The 24002-nt window shown below is 70.4% G+C and carries 25 protein-coding genes; 13 read left to right on the forward strand and 12 right to left on the reverse strand.

What is annotated here, in order from left to right; translation table 11 throughout:
- Positions 1-87 precede the first annotated feature (87 nt).
- The 3 genes from ACGFIE_RS11195 to ACGFIE_RS11205 form a co-directional block, all read right to left on the reverse strand.
- Positions 88-1227 carry a S8 family serine peptidase gene (locus ACGFIE_RS11195; protein ID WP_393293460.1) on the reverse strand — a complete coding sequence of 380 codons (1140 nt, stop codon included), beginning with the start codon at positions 1225-1227 and terminating at the stop codon, positions 88-90.
- A 1366-nt stretch (positions 1228-2593) separates the two neighbouring features.
- Positions 2594-3052: a hypothetical protein gene (locus tag ACGFIE_RS11200; RefSeq protein ID WP_393293462.1), complete on the reverse strand. Its 459-nt coding sequence runs from the start codon at positions 3050-3052 to the stop codon at positions 2594-2596.
- Positions 3053-3139: 87 nt separating this feature from the next.
- The gene (locus ACGFIE_RS11205) at positions 3140-3334 is read right to left on the reverse strand and encodes an acyl-CoA carboxylase epsilon subunit (RefSeq protein ID WP_393293464.1); all 195 of its coding nucleotides are present in this window, start codon (positions 3332-3334) and stop codon (positions 3140-3142) included.
- 90 nt (positions 3335-3424) lie between these two features.
- Here ACGFIE_RS11205 and ACGFIE_RS11210 point away from each other — a divergent pair, with 90 nt between their 5' ends.
- Together ACGFIE_RS11210 and ACGFIE_RS11215 are read left to right on the forward strand one after the other, a co-directional pair.
- Positions 3425-5398: a protein kinase gene (locus ACGFIE_RS11210; protein WP_393293466.1), complete on the forward strand. Its 1974-nt coding sequence runs from the start codon at positions 3425-3427 to the stop codon at positions 5396-5398.
- A 77-nt stretch (positions 5399-5475) separates the two neighbouring features.
- On the forward strand, positions 5476-5709 hold the full coding sequence (locus ACGFIE_RS11215) for a hypothetical protein (RefSeq protein WP_393293468.1): 234 nt from the start codon (positions 5476-5478) through the stop codon (positions 5707-5709).
- A gap of 83 nt (positions 5710-5792) precedes the next feature.
- Here ACGFIE_RS11215 and ACGFIE_RS11220 read toward each other — a convergent pair whose 3' ends face one another.
- Together ACGFIE_RS11220 and ACGFIE_RS11225 are read right to left on the reverse strand one after the other, a co-directional pair.
- Positions 5793-6545, reverse strand: coding sequence for a GH25 family lysozyme (locus tag ACGFIE_RS11220; protein WP_393293471.1), 753 nt, complete (start codon positions 6543-6545; stop codon positions 5793-5795).
- Positions 6546-6670: 125 nt separating this feature from the next.
- Positions 6671-7216: a Uma2 family endonuclease gene (locus ACGFIE_RS11225; protein ID WP_393293473.1), complete on the reverse strand. Its 546-nt coding sequence runs from the start codon at positions 7214-7216 to the stop codon at positions 6671-6673.
- Between the two features lie 90 nt (positions 7217-7306).
- On the opposite strand from ACGFIE_RS11225, the gene ACGFIE_RS11230 reads away from it, so the two are divergent.
- The 4 genes from ACGFIE_RS11230 (at position 7307) to ACGFIE_RS11245 (ending at position 10561) form a co-directional block, all read left to right on the forward strand.
- Positions 7307-8050 (forward strand): M50 family metallopeptidase, encoded by a 744-nt coding sequence (locus ACGFIE_RS11230; RefSeq protein WP_363678473.1) that lies wholly within the window; start codon positions 7307-7309, stop codon positions 8048-8050.
- 72 nt (positions 8051-8122) lie between these two features.
- The gene (locus tag ACGFIE_RS11235; RefSeq protein WP_393293475.1) at positions 8123-9106 is read left to right on the forward strand and encodes a ketopantoate reductase family protein; all 984 of its coding nucleotides are present in this window, start codon (positions 8123-8125) and stop codon (positions 9104-9106) included.
- A gap of 62 nt (positions 9107-9168) precedes the next feature.
- The gene (locus ACGFIE_RS11240) at positions 9169-9669 is read left to right on the forward strand and encodes a SigE family RNA polymerase sigma factor (RefSeq protein ID WP_363678477.1); all 501 of its coding nucleotides are present in this window, start codon (positions 9169-9171) and stop codon (positions 9667-9669) included.
- Complete coding sequence (locus ACGFIE_RS11245; RefSeq protein WP_393293478.1) at positions 9662-10561, forward strand: hypothetical protein; 900 nt, start codon at positions 9662-9664, stop codon at positions 10559-10561. Before ACGFIE_RS11240 ends, ACGFIE_RS11245 begins: the two co-directional genes overlap by 8 nt.
- Positions 10562-10658: 97 nt before the next feature.
- On the opposite strand, the gene ACGFIE_RS11250 is transcribed toward ACGFIE_RS11245, so the two are convergent.
- A complete protein-coding gene (locus ACGFIE_RS11250) occupies positions 10659-12242 on the reverse strand; it encodes an acyl-CoA carboxylase subunit beta (protein ID WP_363678481.1) in 1584 nt (527 codons plus the stop codon).
- 85 nt (positions 12243-12327) lie between these two features.
- Here ACGFIE_RS11250 and ACGFIE_RS11255 point away from each other — a divergent pair, with 85 nt between their 5' ends.
- A complete protein-coding gene (locus ACGFIE_RS11255; RefSeq protein ID WP_393293480.1) occupies positions 12328-13203 on the forward strand; it encodes a biotin--[acetyl-CoA-carboxylase] ligase in 876 nt (291 codons plus the stop codon).
- 111 nt (positions 13204-13314) lie between these two features.
- Positions 13315-13887 (forward strand): PH domain-containing protein, encoded by a 573-nt coding sequence (locus tag ACGFIE_RS11260; protein WP_393293482.1) that lies wholly within the window; start codon positions 13315-13317, stop codon positions 13885-13887.
- Positions 13888-13933: 46 nt separating this feature from the next.
- Here the strand turns inward: ACGFIE_RS11260 and ACGFIE_RS11265 are convergent, their stop codons facing one another.
- The 3 genes from ACGFIE_RS11265 to ACGFIE_RS11275 all read right to left on the reverse strand — a co-directional run bounded on the left by ACGFIE_RS11265 (position 13934) and on the right by ACGFIE_RS11275 (position 15975).
- Positions 13934-14674, reverse strand: a complete 741-nt coding sequence (locus ACGFIE_RS11265) for a MaoC/PaaZ C-terminal domain-containing protein (RefSeq protein ID WP_393293484.1) — start codon at positions 14672-14674, stop codon at positions 13934-13936.
- Positions 14671-15375 (reverse strand): GtrA family protein, encoded by a 705-nt coding sequence (locus ACGFIE_RS11270; protein ID WP_363679538.1) that lies wholly within the window; start codon positions 15373-15375, stop codon positions 14671-14673. The genes ACGFIE_RS11265 and ACGFIE_RS11270 overlap by 4 nt, the downstream gene beginning before the upstream one ends.
- A gap of 63 nt (positions 15376-15438) precedes the next feature.
- Positions 15439-15975: a GtrA family protein gene (locus ACGFIE_RS11275; protein WP_393294621.1), complete on the reverse strand. Its 537-nt coding sequence runs from the start codon at positions 15973-15975 to the stop codon at positions 15439-15441.
- A gap of 439 nt (positions 15976-16414) precedes the next feature.
- On the opposite strand from ACGFIE_RS11275, the gene ACGFIE_RS11280 reads away from it, so the two are divergent.
- The 4 genes from ACGFIE_RS11280 to ACGFIE_RS11295 all read left to right on the forward strand — a co-directional run bounded on the left by ACGFIE_RS11280 (position 16415) and on the right by ACGFIE_RS11295 (position 21489).
- Positions 16415-18262, forward strand: a complete 1848-nt coding sequence (locus tag ACGFIE_RS11280) for a phosphoenolpyruvate carboxykinase (GTP) (RefSeq protein WP_363678489.1) — start codon at positions 16415-16417, stop codon at positions 18260-18262.
- A gap of 31 nt (positions 18263-18293) precedes the next feature.
- Entirely contained in the window at positions 18294-19154 is an 861-nt protein-coding gene (locus ACGFIE_RS11285; protein WP_393293487.1) for a hypothetical protein, read from the forward strand.
- A gap of 297 nt (positions 19155-19451) precedes the next feature.
- Positions 19452-20687: an NAD(P)/FAD-dependent oxidoreductase gene (locus tag ACGFIE_RS11290; RefSeq protein WP_393293489.1), complete on the forward strand. Its 1236-nt coding sequence runs from the start codon at positions 19452-19454 to the stop codon at positions 20685-20687.
- Between the two features lie 31 nt (positions 20688-20718).
- Positions 20719-21489 carry an isoprenyl transferase gene (locus tag ACGFIE_RS11295; protein WP_363678495.1) on the forward strand — a complete coding sequence of 257 codons (771 nt, stop codon included), beginning with the start codon at positions 20719-20721 and terminating at the stop codon, positions 21487-21489.
- Positions 21490-21517: 28 nt separating this feature from the next.
- On the opposite strand, the gene otsB is transcribed toward ACGFIE_RS11295, so the two are convergent.
- From otsB to ACGFIE_RS11310, 3 genes are all read right to left on the reverse strand, one after another.
- The gene (otsB, locus tag ACGFIE_RS11300; protein WP_393293493.1) at positions 21518-22342 is read right to left on the reverse strand and encodes a trehalose-phosphatase; all 825 of its coding nucleotides are present in this window, start codon (positions 22340-22342) and stop codon (positions 21518-21520) included.
- Between the two features lie 66 nt (positions 22343-22408).
- Entirely contained in the window at positions 22409-22762 is a 354-nt protein-coding gene (locus ACGFIE_RS11305; RefSeq protein ID WP_363678499.1) for a hypothetical protein, read from the reverse strand.
- 162 nt (positions 22763-22924) lie between these two features.
- Entirely contained in the window at positions 22925-23368 is a 444-nt protein-coding gene (locus ACGFIE_RS11310) for an XRE family transcriptional regulator (RefSeq protein ID WP_266248891.1), read from the reverse strand.
- A gap of 264 nt (positions 23369-23632) precedes the next feature.
- On the opposite strand from ACGFIE_RS11310, the gene ACGFIE_RS11315 reads away from it, so the two are divergent.
- A complete protein-coding gene (locus tag ACGFIE_RS11315; protein ID WP_039907344.1) occupies positions 23633-23989 on the forward strand; it encodes a hypothetical protein in 357 nt (118 codons plus the stop codon).
- Positions 23990-24002 lie beyond the last annotated feature (13 nt).

Raw genomic sequence — 24002 nt, forward strand, 5'->3', positions numbered from 1 at the left:
ACTCGACTTCCTGGAAATCGCGGTGTCCCGCTCGCCCGGACACCCCGATATCAAGAAACCCGAGTCGATCAAGGCCCGTCGGCCCGATCAGCGACTGATTCTGGGTGGCGGATCATCGCTACGCCGACGGCGGCGGGCCACGAGCGCCCATCCGGCGCCAATGGCCGCGATCGCGGCGAGGGTGGCAAAGCCGCGGACTTGAGCGCCATCATCGCTCGCTTCAGGCCGAGCGTCCGTCGCGGTCGGGCCAGTGCCGGCCGGAGCGCTGACCGACTCAAACCCCAACGGGGGTACGTCCGCCGTCAGCGCCGCGACAAGATCGATCACGCCGTACCCGTACTCGTCGTCCCGACCAGGCGGACCCTTGTCGATGGCCGTGGCCGTGAGCCGGTGCGCCACCTCCTGCGCCGGCAGGTAGGGGTACTTCGACCTGATCAACGCCGCCGCCCCAGCCACAATCGCCGTGGCGCTCGAAGTGCCGGTGCCCTTCGAATATTTTCCGCCGTAGCTAGTGCTGTAGATATCAACCGCTGGCGCGACCACGTCGATCTCTGGGCCAGTCACCGAAACGGCGGCATGCTGTCCGTCCCGATCAACGCCACCAACAGCAATCACGCCTTCTTCGGTCGCTGGAAAACGCACGCCGGTATCAGGCGGCCAGTTACCCGCCGCGGCTACAACGACAATGTCGGCATCCTCGGCGGCCCTCAATGCTCGCTGAAGTCGTATACTCGCACCTGCGGCAGCCGAGATGCTTATGACGTCTGCGCTGTTTGCGATGGCAAACTCGATCCCAGCCGCTAATGCATCAGGATCGCCATTGCCGCCGGCCGGGGTGTCGAGGATTGGTAAGATCTTCGCCTTCGGCGCGATTCCGAGTGCACCTTGATCTTTGTTCTTGCCGTGGCAAGCTATTAGGCCCGCCATAGACGTTCCGTGGCTGTCCCGATCTTGACGCCCGTCACCGGTTCCTCCGGAGATTACGTCAGTGCCTTTCAAGAGGTTATCTCGTAGATCGGGATGAGGGTCAACCCCAGTGTCTGGTACCGCCACGACTACCCCGGAACCCTGACTTATCAAATGCGCATCGGAGGCGCGTAGAAAACGCAGGTGCCACTGATCGGCTCGTATAAGGTCTGCATCTTGCGGTGTGGTCAACGAACCGGCAGGCAGCAGTGTCGCGACTAGAATGAGCCGAAGAATGCCGGATCGGAATGGCCTGATCACCTGTTGAAGCCGATAGCTGGTCCAGGATCGATTGGTCCTTCCTCCTCAGGGGGAAGGACCACCGGTGCGACACCGCGTTCCGTTTCCCATGGATGATCCGGATCCCAGCGGTGCAAATCCTGTTGCCCATCGTGCCGATCCCTCGGTCGGCTGGTGCTTCCGTGCGCTCCCGGGGCCCCGCCGATTGAAAGAGTAGGGCTTCCAACGAGATTGCGCGCCCCACTTGGCCGGCTACCTGCCGCGCCTGTCGGGGAAGTCCCGGCGGCGCCTCCACCGATGACCCCGCCGACCGGATTTACCCGTCGGATCGGGGCAGATTTATCGACGGATGAGCCGGGGATTAAGCCGGGAACCCCTCCGATAAGGCCCCCGGTGGAGGGGGTGGGGCGGATGGGGATGGCAGGGCGGGTGACATTTGTGTCCGCACCTCCGCTGGTCGGCCTGCCTGGGGCACCGGACGGTCCCCTGCGCAATTCTGTTGATGGCCCCATGCCGCCTGATATTAGGGGTGGCGCGGGTGTTGTTCCAGGGCCAACGGGGCTAAGTGACCCGGTTGTTCCCGGTGTCTGAATGCCAGACGGCGTTATGCTGGATGTTGGGAGGTTGGTAGCTGGAGCGCTACCCAATACCGGGCCGATTGGCGGCACCGATGAAGGTGAGGGTGTAATCGGATGTCTCGATTGCGTAGTCGGTGAGGTGTTGGTTGGGGCGGGCAAGGACACCGGTGTGATAGGCGGTATGACGGGCGCTACCACTCCGCCGTACGCATCGGGGTCTTCCGGCTGCCTCGGCGTTCTCGGCATTGCCGGGGGTTTTTGGAGGGTGGCTTGGGCTTGTTGGAGTTCGCCGCTGAGGTTGAACATCATGGACCGCGCCTGAACATTCAGCCGTTCCAGATCGCCGTCCGTCACCGGTGACTCGACGACCCGGTTGCCCATGATCGCTTTCGGGTCGGCGGCTGTGGCGTCGTACGCCTGCTTCTGGTGGAGTTTGGTCGCGTACTCCTCGTGGATTTTGCGAAGCTCGGCGCGGGTGCTGCCGATGGCCTGGGTGGCGGCGGACAGGGCGGCGTAGTTGGCGGCGGCGGCGTCGTGGGTGTGTCGCACCTTGATGATCAGGTCGTCGAGTTGGGCGAGGTACGTGCCGGAGGCGGCGCTGGTTTCCGGGGGCCACGCTTCGGCAAGGCCGCGCCGGTACTCCTGAAGTCGACCGAGGTGGATCTGGGCCAGGTCGCAGACCTTGCGCCAGCCGGCTACCTGTTTCCAGTGGTTGGTGGTGTCGTGGTCCTGGAGGCACGCCCACATGCTGTTGACGTCCATCAGATGCCAGTTGGTCTGGTCGCCGGTGCGGCCGTTGCCCCGTTCGATCATGGCAGGACCACCGGCCTCTGGCTCTCGGGGCCGGTGGGGTCGGTCAGCATCGGCGTCCGGCCGCCGGGCAGGACGGCTCCCGGGTCGGCGAGGGCCCGTTGGACGTCGACGGCGCGGGCGGCGGAGAAGGCGTCGCTGTCGGCGTACTGGGTGGCTACCCGGTCGGCGGCGGCGGCGAGGTGGCCGGTGGCGCCCCGGACGGCGTACACCATGTCGGTGGTGGCCTGCTGCGTCTCGTGGTGGGCGTGCAGGAAGGTGACCAGCTCGATGAACGCGTCGCAGGGGTTGGGCACCTGCGCGGACATGTCATCGGCGATGTACGACAGGTGGGGCGCGTAGTTGCTCTCGACCTCGGCGGCGAGCCGGTCGGCGAACTCGCGGAGCTGGCGGATGTCGGCCTCGATGCCGCCGTAGCCGCGTAGCCAGGGGGCCGGCTGGTCCTCTTCGGGGATCATCGATCCTCCCTATCCGTCACGACACCGTTTCCCTGAGTGAGGTTAACGGTTGGACGCCACTCTGGCAGCCCCCGCCCGGCGGGTCGGTCAGCGGGGAAGGCCGGAGGCGCGCCAGGTGTCGCGCCCGGCCGGCCGGGCGCTGCGGGCCCACGCGGACGTGCTCGCCGCGGCGGGAGCGGCGGCCCGGCGGGATCGCACGATGAGCGCACCGACCAGAGCGGCCAACTCCTCGGCGGTGGGCACGCCGCGAACGACCCGGAACAGGGGCTCTTCGGCAGACATGCCGCCAGCGTACGCGGCCCGAAGTCGTCCGAGGCGCACAGTGGCGTGCCGGCGGTGTGAGCGTCGGCGGGTCCGGGTACCGTCTCACCGATGTCGAACGCGCTTCCCCAACTTGTCGCTGACCGATACCGGCTTCTGTCGCCGCTCGGCCAGGGTGGCATGGGTCGGGTGTGGAAGGCGCGCGACGAGGTGTTGCACCGGGACGTCGCCATCAAGGAGTTGGTGCCGCCGCCCGGCCTCACCGACGAGGAACGCCGCGAGATGCGGGAGCGTTCGCTGCGCGAGGCGCGAGCCATCGCCCGGCTCAACCACATAAACGTGGTCCGCATCTTCGACGTGCTCCGCACCGACGGCGATCCGTGGATCGTCATGGAGTACGTGGCGTCGAAGTCGTTGCAGGACACCCTTGCCGAGGACGGGCCGGTGTCGGTGGCCCAGACCATCGAGATCGGCCTCGGCGTGCTGGGTGCTCTCAACGCGGCGCACAAGGCCGGCGTCATGCACCGCGACGTCAAGCCGGGCAACGTGCTGCTGGGCGACGACGGGCGCGTGGTGTTGACCGATTTCGGTCTCGCCACGATCCCGGGCGATCCGAATGTCACACGCACCGGGATGGTGCTTGGTTCGCCCGCGTACATCTCGCCGGAGCGGGCTCGGGAGGGCACCGCCGGTCCGGAGGCCGACCTGTGGTCGCTGGGCGCGACGCTCTACGCGGCGGTCGAGGGCAAGTCGCCGTACGCGCGGCCGTCCGCGATCGCCACGCTGGCCGCGCTGGCTACCGAGCCGATGCCGCCGCCGAAGAACGCCGGCCCGCTCAAGCCGGTGCTGAACGGGCTGCTCCAGAAGGACCCGAAGGAGCGGATCACCGCCGAGGTGGCCGAGCGGCTGCTGCGCCGCGCCGGGGGCAAGCGGGCGCGCGGCATCTCGCTGCTCGACGGCGTACGCCGGCCGGGGCCGAACGGTCCGCGCGAGCCGCGACCGCCGCTCGTGCCGGCGCCGCGCCCCGCCGAGGAGAGCGCCGCCCGCCCGGTGTCGCCGCCCGCGCCGCGTACCCCGCCGCCGGTTGCCGCCGCCGCGACGCCCGCTGTCGACGCCACGCCGACGGAGGTCGTGCCGGCTGACGCCGAGCCGACGGCGGCGGTGCCGGCCGAGCCGACCGCGACGATCGACCGCCCGTCCGAGGCCGAGTCGACCGCGACGGTGGCGGCCGCCGACGACAAACCCGATGACGGTACGACCCAAGCCGACGACGACGAGCCCACGGCCGTCGACGGCCCGCCGGTGGCACCGGAGCAGCGCAAACCCTCGACTCCCACGTCGGTGATGCCCCCGGTGGGTCCGGCCGGGCGCGCGGCGGTGCCGGCCTTCGACGGTACGAAGCCGAACAACACCCGCCGCAACGTGCTGATCGGGGCCCTGGTGGCCCTGCTGCTGATCGGCCTCGTGGTGATCGTGCCGATGCTGACCAAGGGCGACGACAACGAGACGCCGCAGGTCGCCCCGACGACCGGGGCGGCCGCGTCGTCGACCCCGGCACAGTCCTCGGCTCCGGCGGCCTCACCCAGCACGGGCGCACCGAGTGCGACGCCCTCGGCCACGCCGTCGGCCGACCCGAACGCGCTGCCGGCCGGCTGGAAGCTGCACAGGGGGGCGACCTTCTCCATTCCGCTTCCACCCGGCTGGAGCGGCGGTCAGACCAGCAAGGACACCTTCATCTTCAACCAGCCCAACGGGCCCGGCAAAATGCTGGTCCAGTGGACCTCCACCCCGAAGAAGGACGCGGTCGCCGACTGGAAGAGCAAGGAACGGGACCGTCGGGATCTGGTCACCAACTACCAGTTGGTGGGCAGCATCAAGGCCTGCGACTGGTACCGGACCTGCGCCGACTGGGAGTGGTTGGAGACCCGGGACAACACCCGCATCCATGTGCGCAACAGGGGCTTCGTAACCGCCACCAACCGGGGTTTCGCCATCCGGTGGGAGATCACGGAGAAGGACTGGCAGGCCAACCTCGCCAACTTCGACCAGGTCGTCAAGGGCTTCGTGCCCGACCGCAAGAACTGAGCGCCGCCGCGAGATCCATTCGCATGTTCTTGCGTCGTTCGGGGTATCTGATCTCCGACGACGGAGGGAGGTGCGACATGGGACACCGATACAGGAACGCCCGGCCCCGGCTGGCACTGTGGATGCTCGTCGCACTGGGCGATGTGGCACTGCTGCTGATCAGCGTTGGGCTTCCGGTACTCGTCGCGCTGTTGGGCGTCGTTGCCGTCACCGTTGGCGCGGTGGGCGTCCGGCGGCTCAGCCGGCGGGACGCGCTGGTCCGCGAGGATGTTCCGGTGATGGTGCCGGCGATGAGCCGACGGCGGGCCTGACCCGTACGCGGTGGCGTGGCGGCAGCCGGACCGATTGTCGACCGTTGTGGTGACCGTCGATCCCGCTGCCGCCAACCGCCCGATCAGGTGTTGTTGGCCAACGCGATCAGCCGGGTGCGGTCGCCGTTCCAGTAGTTGCGGTCCACATTGCCGCTGATTCCCGAGACGGCGCCGCTGCTCGTGTACTGCCAGAAGCTGTACACCGACGCGCCGGCGGGCAGGGCGCCAGGCGTGCTCGACCAGCGGGCCAGCCAGAGTGGGTGGTTGGCCCACGGGCCGGTCCAGCTGCCGGTGCACTGGTTCCACCAGCTCGTCGTGGTGTAGATGACCGCGTACCGGCCGGTGCGGGAGCGGTAGGTGTTCAGGAAGTCCTGCACCCAGTTGCGCATCCCGGTGGTGCTCAACCCGTAGCAGTAACCCCCGCTGTACGGGTTGGCCTCGATGTCCAGCGCCGCCGGGAGGGTGCGGCTGTCGGCCGACCAGGCACCGCCGTTGGACGCCAGGTAGTTGGCCTGGGTCGAGCCGGCGGAGATGTTGGGCCGGGCGAAGTGGTACGCGCCGCGGATGACCCCGGCGTTGTACGAGTTGACGTAGTTCGCGTTGAAGGCGGAGTCCTTGACGCTTGTGCCCTCGGTCGCCTTGATGAAGGCGAACTGGATGCCCGCGTTGCGGACGCTCGTCCAGTTGATGGTGCCCTGGTAGTGGGAGACGTCGACGCCGGGCGTGGTGGCTGCCGCCGCCGGGCCGGCGGTCGCGACCAGTGTCGCCGCCGCGGTGGCGAGGACGGTGAGGCCGGCCGCGAGCGCGCGACGAAGCGATGATCCGGTACGGGCCATGAGTGCCTCCAGAGAAGCGGTCTATTGACGACCATCTTTGGAGGTAACTGCCCTAGATCACAAGAGTTGTTGAAGAAAGTTTCATCGACGGGCGTCATTCCTCCAGGTGGCCGGGGCCGGAACAGTCAGCGCAGGATGGCCGGGTCGAGCTGCCAGCGGAAGGGTTCGACAACGGTCAGCGTCTCGCCGGGCTTGGCCACCTGGTCCTCGACATAGTGCTCGCCGTCCAGCCGGTAGAGCCGCAGCGAGTGACCGTCGCCGTCCTGCTCGACAAGCAGGTACCAGGGGATCCGCGCGATGGCGTAGAGCTGCATTTTGACTAGCCGGTCGGCGGCCGCGTTGCCGGGCGAGACGACCTCACCGACAAGCGTCACCTCGGTAGCCTCCACCACCGTGCCCTCGTCGTCGGTCTCCGCGACGACCAGGTCCGGGATCGCAATCCGATCCACCCCGAGCCGTACGTTTACCGCTCTGAAGACCGCGAGGCCGCCTGCGGCACGTTCGACGTGGTCGGCCAGGCGGCGAGACACCAACTGATGCCGCTTGCTCGGGACCGGGCTGAGGAGCAGGCTCCCGTCGAGTAGTTCGATCCGGTCCGGCGTCTCACCGAGAGCGAAGTAGTCGGCCTCGGTCCAGGGGCCGATGTGGTGTTCCAAGGGAACCGGTCTCATCTGCCATCACCTCAGTTCCCGCTCAGTCTGCTGCGTCACGAGCCGATGCCTCGCGAGCGACAGGGAACGCCGCCGGTAGGCTCGCGCCCCATGATGTCGATCGACGGGCTGGGCGAGAAGTGGGACACGCTGTTCGGCGCGCAGCCGGACCCGCCCCCACTGCTGGTGCTGATAACCGCAGCAGTCGCGCTGGTGGTGGTGTCCACCCGGCTGCCGTGGCGGATCGCCCGTAACGCCATCACCATCGCGCACGAGGGCGGGCACGCCCTGGTCGCCCTGCTCACCGGCCGCAAGCTGCGCGGCATCAGGCTGCACTCGGACACCTCCGGGCTGACGCTCTCCGCCGGTCGGCCCACCGGGCCGGGCATGATCCTCACGCTGCTCGCCGGCTACGTCGCCCCGCCGCTCGTCGGGCTGGCCGGCGCCTGGCTGCTCGGCGGCAACCGGATCACGCTGCTGCTCTGGGTGGCGGTGGTGCTGCTGCTCGCCATGCTCGTCATGATCCGCAATGCCTTCGGCGTGGTGTCGCTGCTGGTCACCGGGGCGGTGGTGCTCGCCGTCTCGTGGTACGCCACGCCGCAGGTGCAGGCGGCCTTCGCGTACGCCGGAGTGTGGTTCCTGCTGCTGGGCGGGGTGCGACCGGTGGTGGAGCTGCAACGGCTGCGCTCACGCGGCCGGATGCCCGCCTCCGACGCCGACCAGCTCGCCGGGCTGACCCCGTTCCCGGCGTTCTTCTGGGTGGTCCTCTTCGCCCTGGTCAACCTGGCCGCCCTGGTCGCCGGCGCGCTTCTCCTCACCGGCTCGATTCTCACCGACGCCGGCCTGACGCTCTGAGCGCGCCGACCGGGCCGGGCGGCCCGGGCACGGTCGCGGGTCGACAACGGCCGCGCCGGGCACAATGAGGTCATGCGATACGTGATCATCGGCGCGGGCGCGGTCGGCGGGACCATCGGCGTACGGCTGGCGGAGGCCGACCGGGACGTGACACTTGTGGCGCGCGGCGCGCACCTGGACGCGATCCGGGATCGTGGCCTGACGCTGCGACAGCCCGACGGTGACGTGACCGCCCGGCTCGCCGCCGTGGACGGTCCGGGCGACAGGCCGCTGCCGGCCGACACGGTGCTGGTGCTCACCGTCAAGTCGCAGGACACCGAGGCCGCGTTGGCGGGGTGGGTGGACGCGCCGGTCGCCGGTGGTGGCACTGCCGGCGAACGGCTGCCGCTGGTGACCGCGCAGAACGGGGTGGCGAACGAGCGGGCAGCCCTGCGGCTCTTCGCCGACGTGCACGCGGTCTGCGTCTGGTTGCCCGCCACCCACCTGGACCCGGGCGTGGTGGTGTCCAACGGGCATCCGCACCCCGGGATGCTCCACCTCGGCCGCTACCCGGGCGGGGCCGACGACACCGACCGGGCGATCGCCGCCGACCTGACCGCCGCCGGCTTCGTCGCGCCGGTACGGGAGGACGTGCTGCGCTGGAAGTACGGCAAGCTGCTCAGCAACCTCGGCAACGGTCTCCAGGCGCTGCTCGGGCGGGACGTCCCGGACGCGCTGGCCGAGCGGGTACGCGCCGAGGGTCTCGCCGCGCTCGCCGCCGCGGGCATCCCGCACACCTCCCCGGAGGAGGAGGCGGCCGAACGCGGTGATCGGGTCCAGCAGCGTCCGGTCGACGGCGCGGACCGCTCCGGCGGCTCCACCTGGCAGAGCCTCGCCCGGGGTGCCGGCTCGACCGAGGTCGACCACCTCAACGGGGAGGTCGCGCTGCTCGGGCGGCTGCACGGCGTACCGACACCGGCAAACGTGGCCGTGCAGCGGGCGGTACGCCGGGCGGTCCGGGAACGGATGGCGGCCGGCGCGTTCCCGCTCGCCGAGCTGGAGAAGATGATCGCCTGACCGGGGCAACCGACCGCCCCGCCCGGCGCGTGTTCCCTGCGACCGACACGGGGAGGTAGCGGGTGCCGGACGTCGACGGGTTCGACGAGTTCTACCGGGGGAGCCGACAACGGCTGCTCGGCTTCGTCTACGCCCTCACCGGCGACCGGGTCGAGGCCCAGGACGCGGTGCAGGAGGCGTACATCCGTGCCTGGCAGCGCTGGTCGACGATCAGCGGGTACGACGACCCGGAGGCGTGGGTGCGGGTGGTGGCCAGCCGGATCGCGGTCAGCCGCTGGCGCAGCCTGCGTAGTCGCGCCCGCGCGTACCTGCGGCACGGGGTCACCGAGACCGTTCCCGGGCCGGGCACCGACACGGTGGAGGTGGTGGCCGCGCTGCGCCGACTGCCCGAGGAGCAGCGCACCGCCATCGCCCTGTACTACCTGATGGGCATGCCCGTCGCCGAGGTGGCGCGGGAGACCGCCGCCCCGGTGGGCACGGTCAAGGCCCGGCTCTCCCGCGGGCGGACGGCGCTCGCCGGCCTGCTCGCCGTCTCTGACCTGGAGGAGGCCACCGATGCGTGAGGACGACCTGGCATTCGTCGAACGGGTCCACCGGGACCTGCGCGACGTCACATGGCTGGAGCCGGAGGAGATCCGGGCGAGGGCCCGCAGGCGTCGGCGTCGTACGGCCGCGTTGGCGGCGGTCGCGGTGCTCGCGGCGATGACCGGCCCGGCGTACGCCATGAAGGACCGGCCGGAACCTCCGCCCACGGTGGCCACGCGGGTGCCGGTCGACGCCAGCCCTCCCCGAGCGGATATCCCACTGGACTCCCTGCTGAGGGCCACCGACGTGCCGGTGAAGAGCGGCGTCCAGCTCGGCGATGCTGGTCTCGGCGAGGTCATGCCATTGGACCCGCTGCTCCGAAGGTGCGGCGGCGAGCGGGGCCTGCCGGTGGTCGACTCGTATTCCCGCTACAGCCGGTCGTTGACCCTGCTGTCGCCGGCCGACGCGGGCCGCACCCCGGTGACGGCGGTGCTCAGTCAGGACGTCTACCGGGTCGACCCGGCGGTGGGCAGGCAGTTCGTCGGTCAGCTGAGGACGGTTCTCGACGCCTGCCGTGAGTGGCGGGACCTCACGGTCACCGTCGCGTCCCGCGAGTCGGTGCCGCTTGAGATCGTGCACTCCTGGGCGGTGCCGGCGACCAACTTCGCGGGCGACGAGTCGATGGTCGTGCGCCACGATTCGAGCACGACGCCCGGCTCGGGCGACGGACGGGCGTCGGGGTCCGCCGTACCGGCCGAGATATCCGTCGTTGTTCGGGTGGGCGACCTGGTCACGGTGCTGGTACCCGGCCCAGGCGTCGCCACGGGCCGGGCCGACGGCACCGGATCCAGCCTCGGGTACGTGGACCTCGAAGCGCTGGGCCGCGCGGCCGCCCGGCGACTGTGCCCCGCCGCCCACTCGCCCTGCTGACCCTCCGTGATCCGCGCACCATCGGGGATGTTGCTGCCTCCCGGCGCCGGGAAGCAGCACTTTCCCCGAGGTTGCGCGGATCTGGGGGCCGGCGAGATCAGAGCGGGATGTTGCCGTGCTTCTTCGGGGGTAGGGTCTCGCGCTTGGTGCGCAGGACGCGAAGCGCCCGGACGATCTGGGTGCGCGTCTCGTGCGGCGGGATCACCGAGTCGACGTACCCGCGTTCGGCCGCCACGTACGGGTTGGCCAGGGTGTCCTCGTACTCGGCGATCTTCTCGGCCCGGACCGCGGCCGGGTCCTCGGCGCCGGCCAGTTCGGAGCGGTAGAGGATGTTCACCGCGCCCTGTGCGCCCATCACGGCGATCTGGGCTGTCGGCCAGGCGAAGTTCAGGTCCGCGCCGAGGTGCTTGGAACCCATCACGTCGTACGCCCCGCCGTACGCCTTGCGGGTGATCACGGTGACCTTCGGGACCGTCGCCTCGGCGTACGCGTAGATGAGCTTCGCGCCCCGGCGGATGATGCCGTCCCACTCCTGGCCGGTGCCGGGCAGGAAGCCGGGCACGTCCACGAAGGTCAGCACCGGGATGTTGAACGCGTCGCAGGTGCGCACGAACCGGGCCGCCTTCTCGGAGGCGGCGATGTCCAGCGTGCCGGCGAAGTGCATGGGCTGGTTGGCCACCACACCGACCGGCCGGCCCTCCACCCGGCCGTAGCCGACCACGATGTTCTGCGCGTAGAGCGGCTGGACCTCGAGGAACTCCCCGTCGTCGAGGACGTGCTCGATGACGGTGTGGATGTCGTACGGCTGGTTCGCCGAGTCCGGGACGAGCGTGTCCAGCTCACGGTCCTCGTCGGTGATCGTCAGGTCCGCGGGGGCGTCGAAGACGACAGGCTCGTCGAGGTTGTTCGACGGCAGGTACGACAGCAGGGCCTTGACGTAGTCGACCGCGTCGTCCTCGTCGCTGGCGAGGTAGTGCGCGTTGCCGCTGCGCGTGTTGTGTGTGCGGGCCCCGCCCAGTTCCTCCATGCCGACGTCCTCGCCGGTCACCGTCTTGATCACGTCGGGGCCGGTGATGAACATGTGCGAGGTCTGGTCGACCATCACTGTGAAGTCGGTGACCGCCGGGGAGTAGACCGCGCCGCCGGCGCAGGGGCCCATCACCAGCGAGATCTGCGGGATGACCCCGGAGGCCCGGACGTTGCGGAAGAAGATCTCCCCGTAGAGGCCGAGCGAGACGACGCCCTCCTGGATGCGCGCGCCGCCGGAGTCGTTGATACCGACCACCGGGCAGCCGATCTTCATGGCGAGGTCCATCACCTTGACGATCTTCTCGCCGAAGACCTCGCCGAGTGAGCCACCGAAGACCGTGAAGTCCTGCGCGAACACGCACACCTGCCGGCCGTCGACAGTGCCGTAGCCGGTCACCACGCCGTCGCCGTACGGGCGGTTGCGCTCCAGCCCGAAGGCCGTGGACCGGTGCCGGGCCAGCTCGTCCAGCTCGACGAAGGAGCCCTCGTCGAGCAGCATCTCGATCCGCTCGCGAGCGGTCTTCTTGCCCCGCGCGTGCTGCTTCTCGACCGCCCGCGCCGACCCGGCGTGCACCGCCTCGTCGACCCGGCGCTCCAGGTCCGCCAGCTTGCCCGCGGTGCTGTGGATGTTGGTCCCGGTCTCGGTAGTCACCCAGGGAATATAACGATGGTTCAGGTCGGCGCGTCTGTGCAGTACGCCTCAGTGCCTCCCACGATCACCGCCGTAGGCTGACAGGATGCCGGGCTCCCCGTACACCGATCTCGACCGACCGCCGCTGTCGGCGGCCCGGCTGCGGCGCGCGCTTGTCGCGCCGAACGGGCCGTGGGCCCGCCTGGAGCTGTACGCCGAGACCGGCTCGACAAACGCGGACGTGGCCGAGGCCGCCGCGGCCGGTGAACCGGAGGGCCTGGTCGTGGTGGCCGAGCGGCAGGCCGCCGGCCGTGGCCGGCGCGGTCGGGTGTGGCAGTCACCGCCGCGGGCGGGAATCACCACAAGCGTCCTGCTCCGGCCCGGCGAGGCCGCGCCGGACCGCGACTGGCCGGCGGTGCCCCCCACCGGGTACGGCTGGTTGCCCCTGCTCGCCGGTGTCGCGCTGGTCGAGGCGGTCGCCCGGTTGGCCGAGTTGGAGGCCACCCTCAAGTGGCCCAACGACCTGCTCATCGGCGACGCCAAGTGCGCCGGCGTGCTGGCCGAGGCGGTGCCCGGCCGCTCTCCGGCACAACCGCCGGCCATCGTCCTCGGCATCGGGCTCAACGTGACCCTGCGCGCCGACGAGTTGCCGGTCAACCCGACCGGGCTGCCCGCCACCTCGCTGCAACTGGCCGGTGCGGCGGCCACCGACCGGGACCCACTGCTGCGTGCCCTGCTGCGGGCCCTCGCCGAGTGGTACGACCGCTGGCGTTCCGCCGGCGGGGACGCCGTGGCCAGTGGCCTGCGCGAGGCCTACCTGGCGGCCTGCGCGACTGTCGGCCGCGAGGTGCGTGTCCTGCTTCCCGGCGGCGACGACCTGACCGGCACCGCCACCGGTGTGGACTCCGACGGCCAACTCCTGGTCACCACCGCTACGGGTAAGCGTGCCCTGGCCGCCGGCGACGTCCTGCATCTGCGCTGACGCCGCACAAGTGCAAGATCACGGACAGCGGGTGGGGCCGCGTGGCGGATGTCGGGGCGGGCTCGGGGGGTTTACGGTCGGCGCGTCGAGTAACTGGCGTTGGAGGTTGTCGTGGCGTTTCCCGAAGACGTGCTCACGAAGGACGAGCACGTCGTGCTGCACCTGCACCCGCACTGGAAGGCGCTGATCCGGCCGATCGCGGTGCTGGTGCTGGCCATCGCCGCGGTGGTGGTCGGCGTGCTCCTGCTGCCCGAGAGCAGCGGTGGTTCGATCGCGCTGGCCGTGATCGGAGTGATCGGCCTGATCGCGGTCCTCTGGCTCGGTCTGTGGCCGTTCCTGGTCTGGCGTACCACCCACTACCTGTTCACCAACGAGCGCGTGCTGTTGCAGCAGGGTGTCTTCTCGCGGGACCGGCGGGACCTTCCGCTCACCCGGATCAACGACCACTCGATGAACCAGCACTTCTTCGAGCGGCTGCTCGGCTGCGGCACCCTCACGATCGAGTCCGCAGGCGAGCGCGGTCAGTCGGTGCTGGCCGACGTGCCGGGTGTCAGCCGGGTGCAGACCACCCTCTACGAGCTGGTCGAGGCGCAGCACGACAAGCACTCGCTCGGCGACGGGGAGATGCGCGACATCCTCGCCGACATGCGCGAGGGCAAGCCGCTGCGCGACACGACTAGCTGATCGCGATCAGCACTGACCGTCCCGGCCCGAGCGCCGGGCGGGACGGTCAGGCGCGCTGTTCGGCCTCGGGCACCGTGGCCTCGGGCACCGTGGGCTGCGCCCCGGCCCCGGGCGGCCCGCTCTCGGCGGGGCCGCTCTCCGACGGCCCGCTCTCGGCGGGGCCGCTCTCCGACGGTCCGGTTCCGGCGGGGCCGCTCTCCGACGAACTGGTCTCGGGCGGTCCGCCTTCCGGTGGGCCGCCCTCTGCTGGTGGGTCGCCCTCGGCCGGTGTGGCGTCGGGATTCGTCTCGATTGGCCGGAGCGCGAACCAGCCACGAAAGCGGGTCCGCAGCACCTCCTGCTCGGGACGGTTGTCCGGGCCGAGGCGGAGCATGGTGCCGGTGAGGATGACGGTGCCGAGCCCGGGGCGGGCGGCCGACGGGCGGGCACCCATCACGTCCACCCGGACGGCGAGGCGGTCACCGGCGCGTACCGGGGCGAGCCACCGCAACTCCTCCAGACCGGGGGAGGCGTCCGCCGCCGCGCGCGACAGCAGGTGATCGACGTACGCCCGCATGAACAGGCTGACCGTGTAGAAGCCGCTGGCGATCACGCCGCCGTGCCTACTGGCCTCGGCCAGCTGCGGGTCGAGGTGATACCACTGCGGGTCGAAGCGACGGGCGAAGGCCAGCATCTCGTCGCCGTCGACGGTCACCGTCCCGAGGTCGACGGTGAGCCCCGGGACGAGATCCTCGAAGAACAGCTCGGCGGGCGCTCCGGTGCCGGAGCGGGTGGCGGGAGGCGTCACCGGCGGGGCGCGCGACGGGTGCCGGCGTGCAGCTCCGCGGCGAGTTCCGCGTCCAGGTCGGCGTGGAGGCCGGCGGTCATCGGTGTGGGCCGTTGCTGCGTGGGAGCGGCGCCGGTCGGGTCGGGTCGGTCACCGGACTGCGCCTCTTCCAGCTCGGAGACGGATTCGGCCAGCTCGGCGACCGGGTCCATCTCGGCGAGGGTGTCCCACTCGTCGCGCGGGATGTCGTGCCAGGTCGGCTCGGCCTTCGTCTTGTCCTCGGCCGGCGAGACGGGTTGGAAGACGAAGGTCCGGTACGACCAGAACCGGAACAGCGTGCCCAGCAGGACGCCTGCGGTCTTCGCCACGTTCAGCGCCAGCAGGCCGTGCACGCCGAGCCCGTACTTTGCCGCGGCCACGGCGCCCAGTTCGATGAGCAGTCCGGCCCCGTTGAAAAGGAAGAATAGGAGGTATTCCCGACGAAGCGCCGATTTCGGACGATCCCGGTACGTCCAATGACGATTCATCAGGTACGACGTGATCGTTGCGACGAGTGTCGCGATCACGTTCGCCTTCAACTGACCGTTCACGAAAACGGTAAGTGCAAGGGCATTGAACACCGCGTAATTGATGACGGTGTTGACGCCGCCGACGATGCCGAATTTGAGCGCCTCGTGGATGAACTTCTGCCAGCGCTCAGGTAGCAGACGGACAAGACGCATGCGAAACACCTTAGGGCAGTCGGTGAAGCCGGCGATCACCGGCCGGACGAGGTGGGCGGCAGGTCACGCCCCGTGATCCCGGTCGTGCTCCACCTGCGGAACGATCGGAGTTCCCGCTTCGACAAAGACGAACCGCCGGTAGGACCAGAATCGGAACAGCGTCCCGAGGCCCGTGCCGACGATGAAGCTGGCGATGTTGTCGGCGAGCTGCGTCTGGAACACGGCCGGCCAGATGCTGCCGAGCCCGTAGCGGCTGATCGCGAGGCAGGCCACCGCGATGCCGAGGCCGACGGCGTTGAAGAAGAAGAAGAGCGCGTACTCCCGCGCGGGGTTGCTGCGCTGGCGGTGCCGCCAGGTCCAGAACCGGTTGCCGATGAAGGCGAAGGTCGCCGCGATCACTGTCGAGATCGTCTTCGCGGTGACCTGTTCCATGCCCCGCGCGGTCGTCAGGTAGTTGAAGAGCGCGAAGTCGATGAGGAAGGCGATCCCGCCCACGGTGGCGAACTTGCTCAGCTCGCGCACGAGGTGACCGAAACGGTCGAAGAGTCCGCGGATCAGACCCGGGCGGGTCTGCCGGGGACCCGGTTGCTCCCCGGTCATCGTGGCGGCCACGGGGCGAGCCTACCGGCTCTCGGCCAGTCGGCGGGGTAGCAACGGCGACCGGACATCGTCGCTCGTGCCGGCCCTTTCGTCCAGTACACCGCAGTTGAACGCAGCGTAACCACAGGGGAGGACTGATGCGCCTCGGAACGGGAATCCCCGCACCGGTCGGCCGGGGGGTTGACGGTCCGACCGGAACGCGCGTCGACCGGGGTGCACAACAAGATTTGCGTGAAACTGCGCAGGAAAGCGGGTATCAGATCGTGATGCCGCAGCGTGGCCGTATCTTGTGCAGTTCTTCACAACCCGTCCCACTGTCTAGGAAGGCTGCCCGGTTTACGCTGAGGCCAATCCCAGGTTTCCACGAAGGCGGCGCGCGGCGTCGCTGAGACTCGTGCATCCCATAGATCGGTCAGCGTCGACCACAAGGAGATGTGTCATGGTTGCTCCGGCTGTAGTGCGGGGTATCGATCAGGCCCCGACGTCCCATCCGAAACTGCTTGCCTGGGTCCGTGAGGTCGCGGAACTGACCACCCCCGACCGGGTCGTGTGGGTGGACGGGTCGGACGAGGAGTGGCGTCGCCTCACCGATGAGCTGGTCGAGGCCGGCACCCTCATCCGGCTGAACCCGGAGAAGAAGCCGAACTCGTTCTACGCGCGCACCGACCCGACGGATGTCGCCCGGGTCGAGGAGCGCACCTACATCTGCTCCGTCGACGAGGCGGACGCCGGCCCCACCAACAACTGGATGGCGCCGGCCGAGATGAAGCGGACGATGACCGAGCTGTACCGCGGTTCGATGCGCGGTCGCACCATGTACGTCATCCCGTTCGTGATGGGCCCGGTCGAGGCCGCGAGCCCCATGTTCGGTGTCGAGATCACCGACAGCCCGTACGTGGTCGCCTCGATGCGCATCATGACCCGGATGGGCACGCGCGTCCTCGAGGCGATGGGCGACGACGCCGACTTCGTGCACGCGCTGCACTCGATCGGCGCCCCGCTCGCCCCGGGCCAGCAGGACGTGGCGTGGCCGTGCAACGAGACCAAGTACATCTCGCACTTCCCGGAGACCCGGGAGATCTGGTCGTACGGGTCCGGGTACGGCGGCAACTCGCTGCTCGGCAAGAAGTGCTACTCGCTGCGGATCGCCAGCGTGATGGGCCGGGACGAGGGCTGGCTCGCCGAGCACATGCTCATCCTCAAGATCACCTCGCCGGAGGGCAAGGTCCACCACATCGCCGGCGCCTTCCCGTCCGCCTGCGGCAAGACCAACCTGGCGATGGTGGAGCCGACCATCCCGGGCTGGAAGGTCGAGACGATCGGCGACGACATCGCCTGGATGCGGTTCGGCCCGGACGGCCGGCTCTACGCGGTCAACCCGGAGTACGGCCTCTTCGGCGTGGCGCCCGGCACCGACTGGAAGACCAACGCCAACGCCATGCGGACGCTGGACCGGGGCAACTCCGTCTTCACGAACGTCGGCCTCACCGACGACGGTGACGTCTGGTGGGAGGGCATGGGCGAGCCCCCGGCGCACCTGATCGACTGGAAGGGCAACGACTGGACGCCGGAGAGCGACGGCCTCTCCTCGCACGCGAACAGCCGGTTCTGCACCCCGATCACCCAGTGCCCGATCCTCGCCGACGAGTACTTCGACCCGAACGGCGTGCCGATCGACGCGATCCTCTTCGGTGGTCGCCGCAAGGACACCATCCCGCTGGTCACCGAGGCTCGCGACTGGGTGCACGGCGTCTACATGGGCGCGACGCTCTCCTCGGAGACCACCGCCGCCGCGTCCGGTGCGGTGGGCGTGGTCCGCCGCGACCCGATGGCGATGCTGCCGTTCATCGGCTACCACGCGGGTGACTACTTCCGGCACTGGATCGAGATGGGCAAGGGCACCGACGGCGACGAGGCCAAGCTGCCGAAGATCTACTACGTGAACTGGTTCCGTAAGGACCCGGACGGCTCGTTCCTGTGGCCGGGCTTCGGGGAGAACTCCCGGGTGCTCAAGTGGGTCGTCGAGCGGATCGAGGGCACGGCCGACGCGGTCGAGACCCCGGTGGGCATGGTGCCGACGCCCGACTCGCTGGACGTCGAGGGCCTGGACATGACCCCGGAGGACGTGCGGATCGCGCTGAAGGTCGACCCGGACGAGTGGCGCAACGAACTGCCGATGATCACCGAGTGGTTCGAGAAGTTCGGTGACAAGCTGCCCGGCGTGCTCTGGGCCGAGTTGGACGCGCTGCGCGCCCGCCTGGACGCCGCACCGACGCGCCAGGTGTGAAGAGCGCCCACCGCGGGCAACAACGGATCCCATGAGGACGGCCGCCGAGACCGAGGTCCGGCGGCCGTCCGCCGTCCGGGTGCTCACCTTCCTGCTCGCGACGACGGCGGCGGCCACCGTCGTGGTCGAGCTCCTCAACTGGTGGTACGCCCCGGAGCAGGGTTTCGGACTGGCCGTTCGCACCGGCTGGGCGATGCTGCGCTCGTTCGGTTTCCTGCTGCTGATCGGGCACGTCCGCCGGGGCCGCACGGTGGCCCGCCCGTTCGGGTTGATCCTCGCGGTCACCACGATCTTCGCCGTCGGCCGGCTGATCGTGCCCCGGCAGGGGGTGCCGCCGCTGCCCGGACTGCTCGGCTTCGCCGTCCTGACCGCGCTCTGTGTGACTGTGGTCTGGCTGCTCTACCGCTCGTCGGCGCTCGCCGGGCATCTCGTCCGGCACCGACCCCGGCTGGTCATCGACAAGGCCGGCATCTCCTGGCGGGAGACCCCGCCGCGCCGACCGCACGCCAGCGGTTGGCTGCTGACCAGTCGGGTGGCCGCGTTCACCTACAGCCCGCTGATGCTGGTGCCGGCCCTGGTGGCGACAGGCGCCATCCTGGACGATCGTCTGTCCGCCGTACCTGCCGTGCTGTTCTGGTTCGGCGCGGGCATCGCGGCCAGCTACGCGGTGCTGTTCTGCACCGCGTTCCTGATGCGCGGCAAGCACTGGGCGCGTGGCCTGCTGGTCGTCGTCACGCTCGCCGTCCTCGCCGTGGACCTGCCGCTGTGCTGGTGGCTGCTGGGCCTGGACGGCCTGGTGCGCGACGGTGCGCCGCTGGTCGCCGCCGCCGGCCTGGCCCTCTACGGCCTGCGCCGCGCGGCCCGCGCCCCGGACGCAGCCGCCCCGGTCTGAGGGTCGCGCAGGGCGTCCGCCCGTGCCCTGAGGCGAGTGGGTCGGGCCCTTCGCGGATGCTGTAGAGCTGCCCCAGTCGTGGGGCGGCTTCCGCCGCGCGGGAAACCACCGTTCGCTCTCTCCAGATCCGGCGTCGACCTCCCCCCGCGAAAGCTGTGCCCGTCCGCGCCGGTGCCCCGGTTGTGGGGCAGCTCGACAGGCGCTCCCCGGTCCTCCGGCCCCCGCGCAGGTCGCGCTTCGGCGCGGCTCGGCCGTGCGACATCGGTCCGGCAGCGCCGGCAGGGGGCAGGATGGCGGATGGCGTCGGTCACAGCGGTCGACGTCGGCGACGCGGGCGGACCGCCGGGCGGGGCAGGAGCGGGCCGCCCACCGAACGGAGGGAGGCGCGCCGTGAGCGACGAGTTCGACGTGGTAGTGGTGGGAGCGGGACCGGCCGGGGCGGCTGCCGCGCTCACGGCCCGCCGGGCGGGCGCCAGCGTGCTGCTGCTGGACCGGGCCGACTTCCCCCGGGACAAGGCGTGCGGCGACGGGATCGCGGCGCACTCGGTGGACGTGCTCGCCGAGCTGGGCGTCGCCGAGGCGGTCGCCGGGTACGCTCCGCTGCCCGCGCTGCGGATGGTGTCGCCGGGCGGCCAGGCGGTCGCTCGGGCGCTGCCCCGGCCCGCGTACACAGTGCCTCGGGAGGTCTTCGACGCACGGCTGGTGGCGGCGGCGGTGGCCGCCGGGGCGCAGTTGCGGCGGCACAACGTCCGCCGGGTCCAGCCGCGCGCCGACCGGGTGGTGCTCGACGGGGAGCTGTCCGGGCGGGTGGTGGTGGGCGCGGACGGCGCCGGGTCGGTGGTGCGCCGCGCCCTCGGCCACGAGGTGAACCCCGACCGGCACCTGGCGCTTGCCATCCGGGGGTACGCTCCGGCGCTGCCCGGCCCGCCCGAGCAGCTCATCGTCACGTCGAAGGCGCGCTGGCCGGCGTACGCCTGGTCGTTCCCGATCGGCGACGGGCGGGCGAACGTCGGGTACGGGGAGGTCCTGCGCGGCGAGCCGCTGAGCCGGGCGTACCTGCTGGATCGGCTGGCCGCGTTGCTGCCCGGCACCGACCTGTCGACGGTGACCGCGCTGCGTGCCCACCACCTGCCGCTGTCCACGCACCGCCCGGCGCCGGGTCGGGACCGCACCCTGCTGGCCGGCGACGCCCTGTCGCTGATCAACCCGTTCACCGGGGAGGGCATCTTCTACGCGCTGCTCTCCGGTGCGCTGGCCGGGGCCGCGGCGGCCCGTACGCCCGAGGCGGCCGCACGTCGCTACGCCGTGGGTCTGCGTCGTCGTCTCGGCACCCACCTGCGGCACAGCTCGGTGGCCGCGTGGCTGGCGCGACGGCGGCGAGTGGTCGACGCGGCCGTCCGGGCGGCCCGCCGAGACGACCGCGTCTTCGACGATGTGGTCGAGCTGGGGCTCGGCGACGGGCGGCTCACGGCCCGCACGCTGGGCATGATCGGAATCGAACTGTCCGGCGGGGATCGCCCTCCGAAGGGGTGATCCTGCCGGCGGGTCGCTACGCTGCTAGGTGATGACGCTGCGGAACCTTATCTACTCCGTGTACGAGCGCCGGCTCACGGCGAAGCTCGCGGGCAAGCCGGTGCCCCGACACGTCGGGGTGATGTGCGACGGAAACCGCCGGTGGGCGAGGGAGATGGGCTACGTCGACCCCAACGACGGGCACCGGGTCGGCGCGGCGAAGATCAAGCACGTCCTCGGCTGGTGTGACCAGGCCGGCATCGGCCACGTGACCCTCTACCTGCTGGCCACCGACAATCTGCGCCGCCCGGCCAGCGAGCTGGATCCGCTGCTGCAGATCATCGAGGACCTGGTGGTGGAGCTGGCCGAGGAGGGCAACCCCTGGCGGCTGCGCATCGTCGGCGCACTGGACCTGCTGCCCGCGCAGACGGCGGCGGCGCTCAAGGGCGCCGAGGAGCGCACCCGGGACCGCAGCGGCGGCGCCGAGGTCAACATCGCCGTCGGCTACGGCGGCCGGCGGGAGATCACCGACGCGGTCCGTTCGCTGCTGCTGGAGCACGCCGCCTCCGGCGGCACCATCGAGGAGCTGGCCGAGGTGCTGGACGTCGAGCACATCGCCGAGCACCTCTACACCCGCGGCCAGCCCGACCCCGACCTGGTCATCCGCACCAGCGGGGAGCAGCGGCTGTCCGGTTTCATGCTCTGGCAGTCCGCGCACTCGGAGTTCTACTTCTGCGAGCTCAACTGGCCGGATTTCCGGCACATCGACTTCCTGCGCGCATTGCGCTCGTACGCGACACGTCAGCGCCGCTACGGGGCGTGAGCCCCGCCGGGGCGGGAGCCAGGCGGGGTCAGGGCAGCCGGGTCAGGGCCCGGGTGAGGAAGTCACCCAGTGCGGCCGGGGACTCGATGGTCAGGTCGGCGGCGTTGGCCACCTCCTGACCGGTCTCCGGGTTGGCGACTGCCACGCAGACGCCGAAGAAGTCCGGATCGGCCTCGGCGCGGGCGCGCAGCGCGGCGAACGCCTTGATGTCGGACACGTCGTCGCCGAAGTACCAGGCGCCGGTGGCGCCCTGGACCACCTCGCCGATCACCATTCCCTTGTCCCGGTCGACGGGCGGCTTGAGCTCCAGCACCATCCGGCCGGCCTGCACCCGCAGCCCCAGCCGGTCGGCCTGCGCCTGCCCCCACTGCTGCACGGTCCCGCCGAGCTGCGGCGCGGTACGCCAGTGCAGCGCGACCGAGAGCCGCTTGTACTCGACGAGCGTGCCCGGTGGCAGCTCCGCCCGGGCCAGGTCGGCCAGCTCGGCCATGGTGGGCACCCACGGCAGGGCGGTGGGCTCGGTGACGGTCTCCCCACCGGAGTGGCTGTGCTCCAGCCCGTAGAGACCGTAGAGGTCGACGCCGCTCAGCTCGCCGAGGCGATCCCGGAGGAACTCCACGGGCCGCGCGGAGACGATCGCGATTCGCTGCACCACCGGAGCCAGCGCCTCGATCGCGGCCAGGGCGTTCGGCGCGGGGCGCACCGCCGTCGGGTCGTCGTCGACGGGCGCGAGTGTGCCGTCGAAGTCGAAGAAGAGCACGGTTCCGCCCGCCCGGCCGGCAGTGACCTGCCATGCCTGGTCGGCGTTCAACGGGGTTCTCGGCTGGTGGTTGCCCAGATTCAACGGCGGCACGCGCGTCAGCGTACCCCGGCGTTGAGGGCTCATTCCTGGCCGAGCACCACCGCTCGGCGGCGCGTGTCAGCGTTCGGCGGCTCCTCGTCCGCGGCGTCCGAATGGCACCACAGCCGCGTCCTGACCGTGGCTGAGCAGGTAGCCCTCCACGAAGCCGGTGTTGCGGTCCCCGGTGTGGGTCTCGATCTCGTTGAGCCGTGCCACCAGGAACTCGGTGAGGGCGCTGATCCGGTCGTCGAGTCGCTCGTGCAGCTCGGCGACGACGGCCAGGATGACCGCCGTACCGGCGCTGGTCAGCGCGAGAAGGTTGACGAGCAGCGGCAGCTGCCCACCGTTGACCGCGAGGGTCACCACGTTGCCGGTCGCCCACAGTGTCATCGACACCGTGGCGACCACGACTGCCCACCACTTCAGGGTCATGGACAGACCCCTCCTTATGTCCCGCAGGGCTGGGTTCGGCCTTGTCCCGTCCCCCCGCCGATGACGAGCCCAAGCAGTACGAGTAGGGACGCTAGCGTGCCCGTTGTGGCCCCGGAGCGAAACGAATGAACCTGACCAGGCGTTCTTTCGCCATTTGAGGAACTACCCTGCCTGATTGCCTCTATTTCGGACATCGACCGGCAACGTTGGGCGATATGCGAGGTATCTAATGGTTTCCCGGATGTGGAACTTCTCCGCGTCCGACACGTTCGGGTCGACCAGGCGGCGCAGCAGAGCCTCCACGTCCGGGTCCATCGGCGGGGCCGGTTGGCCGGCGCGGGGGCCGCTCGCGGTGCGGTCCCAGCCGAGCGCGGCGAAGGCGGCGGCGGGATTCAGGCCCAGACCCTCGCAGAAGGCGACGACGCGTTCGGCCTCGGGGTCGCTGGCCCAGTCCCCGCGGACCCACCGGTTGATGGTCTGCCGCGAGACGCCGGTGCGCCGGGACACCTCGGTGCCGCTCCAGGCCCGCGTCGCTCGCGCCTCGTCGAGGGCGCGCCGGACGAAGGTGGCGAAGGCGATTTTTCGCGCATTGGCCGTCTCGGTCACCCCGTGACGGTACGGCCAGCCGGGCGCGGGTGTATGCCCAGGCGCGCTGCTGTCACGCGGACGGGACGGCACTCTCGGATTTGCGGTAAACGATCCAGTGCCGCTCTGGAGGGGTGTCACCCGGGCAGAATAGATGCCCGTAGTGGCGGATGTAAGCGGACGAAAAGCTGATACTGTCACGCTCATGGGACAATCTACGGTGTGTCACGTGCATGAGACGATTGGTGCTCACATGCGTCACGCCCCCGGTGCCGAGGGGGTGTGGTGACCGAGCTCGCCACCCGAGCCCAGGCCTTCGGGCTGATCGCCGAGGGAGTGGCCGCGGGGCTGAGCGCCCCCTGGCGCCTCTACCTCGCCCGAGGCTGCCGATACCTGTCGCTGAGCGTGGGCGACCGCACCGAGTGGAACGCCTGGCGTACCCATCTCGGCTGCCCCGAGTTGAGCGTCCGTGTCTACGACGCCGGCGGGGAGATCCGCCGGTCCTCCGTGGCCGAGGTCGTGCTGGACGGCTGCCGGATCAGCGTCGAGCTGGTCGAGGAGGTCAGCACCGACGACCTGGACCGGCTGCTGGTCGCTGATCCCACCGCCGACCCCACCACTGTCGAGCCGGAGGAACGATGATCCGGTATCCGGG

It is taken from the genome of Micromonospora sp. NPDC049275 (genome assembly GCF_043197115.1).
Lineage (GTDB): Bacteria > Actinomycetota > Actinomycetes > Mycobacteriales > Micromonosporaceae > Micromonospora.

Bases quoted from the DNA above. Each gene is read 5' to 3' on its own strand.
- ACGFIE_RS11220 (WP_393293471.1), bottom strand. From the start codon at position 6,545: ATGGCCCGTACCGGATCATCGCTTCGTCGCGCGCTCGCGGCCGGCCTC.
- ACGFIE_RS11290 (WP_393293489.1), top strand. From the start codon at position 19,452: ATGGCGTCGGTCACAGCGGTCGACGTCGGCGACGCGGGCGGACCGCCG.
- ACGFIE_RS11255 (WP_393293480.1), top strand. From the start codon at position 12,328: ATGCCGGGCTCCCCGTACACCGATCTCGACCGACCGCCGCTGTCGGCG.
- ACGFIE_RS11205 (WP_393293464.1), bottom strand. From the start codon at position 3,334: ATGTCTGCCGAAGAGCCCCTGTTCCGGGTCGTTCGCGGCGTGCCCACC.
- ACGFIE_RS11270 (WP_363679538.1), bottom strand. From the start codon at position 15,375: ATGCGTCTTGTCCGTCTGCTACCTGAGCGCTGGCAGAAGTTCATCCAC.
- ACGFIE_RS11215 (WP_393293468.1), top strand. From the start codon at position 5,476: ATGGGACACCGATACAGGAACGCCCGGCCCCGGCTGGCACTGTGGATG.
- ACGFIE_RS11280 (WP_363678489.1), top strand. From the start codon at position 16,415: ATGGTTGCTCCGGCTGTAGTGCGGGGTATCGATCAGGCCCCGACGTCC.
- ACGFIE_RS11210 (WP_393293466.1), top strand. From the start codon at position 3,425: ATGTCGAACGCGCTTCCCCAACTTGTCGCTGACCGATACCGGCTTCTG.
- ACGFIE_RS11225 (WP_393293473.1), bottom strand. From the start codon at position 7,216: ATGAGACCGGTTCCCTTGGAACACCACATCGGCCCCTGGACCGAGGCC.
- ACGFIE_RS11275 (WP_393294621.1), bottom strand. From the start codon at position 15,975: ATGACCGGGGAGCAACCGGGTCCCCGGCAGACCCGCCCGGGTCTGATC.
- ACGFIE_RS11285 (WP_393293487.1), top strand. From the start codon at position 18,294: ATGAGGACGGCCGCCGAGACCGAGGTCCGGCGGCCGTCCGCCGTCCGG.
- ACGFIE_RS11230 (WP_363678473.1), top strand. From the start codon at position 7,307: ATGATGTCGATCGACGGGCTGGGCGAGAAGTGGGACACGCTGTTCGGC.
- ACGFIE_RS11245 (WP_393293478.1), top strand. From the start codon at position 9,662: ATGCGTGAGGACGACCTGGCATTCGTCGAACGGGTCCACCGGGACCTG.
- ACGFIE_RS11305 (WP_363678499.1), bottom strand. From the start codon at position 22,762: ATGACCCTGAAGTGGTGGGCAGTCGTGGTCGCCACGGTGTCGATGACA.
- ACGFIE_RS11200 (WP_393293462.1), bottom strand. From the start codon at position 3,052: ATGATCCCCGAAGAGGACCAGCCGGCCCCCTGGCTACGCGGCTACGGC.
- ACGFIE_RS11235 (WP_393293475.1), top strand. From the start codon at position 8,123: ATGCGATACGTGATCATCGGCGCGGGCGCGGTCGGCGGGACCATCGGC.
- ACGFIE_RS11295 (WP_363678495.1), top strand. From the start codon at position 20,719: ATGACGCTGCGGAACCTTATCTACTCCGTGTACGAGCGCCGGCTCACG.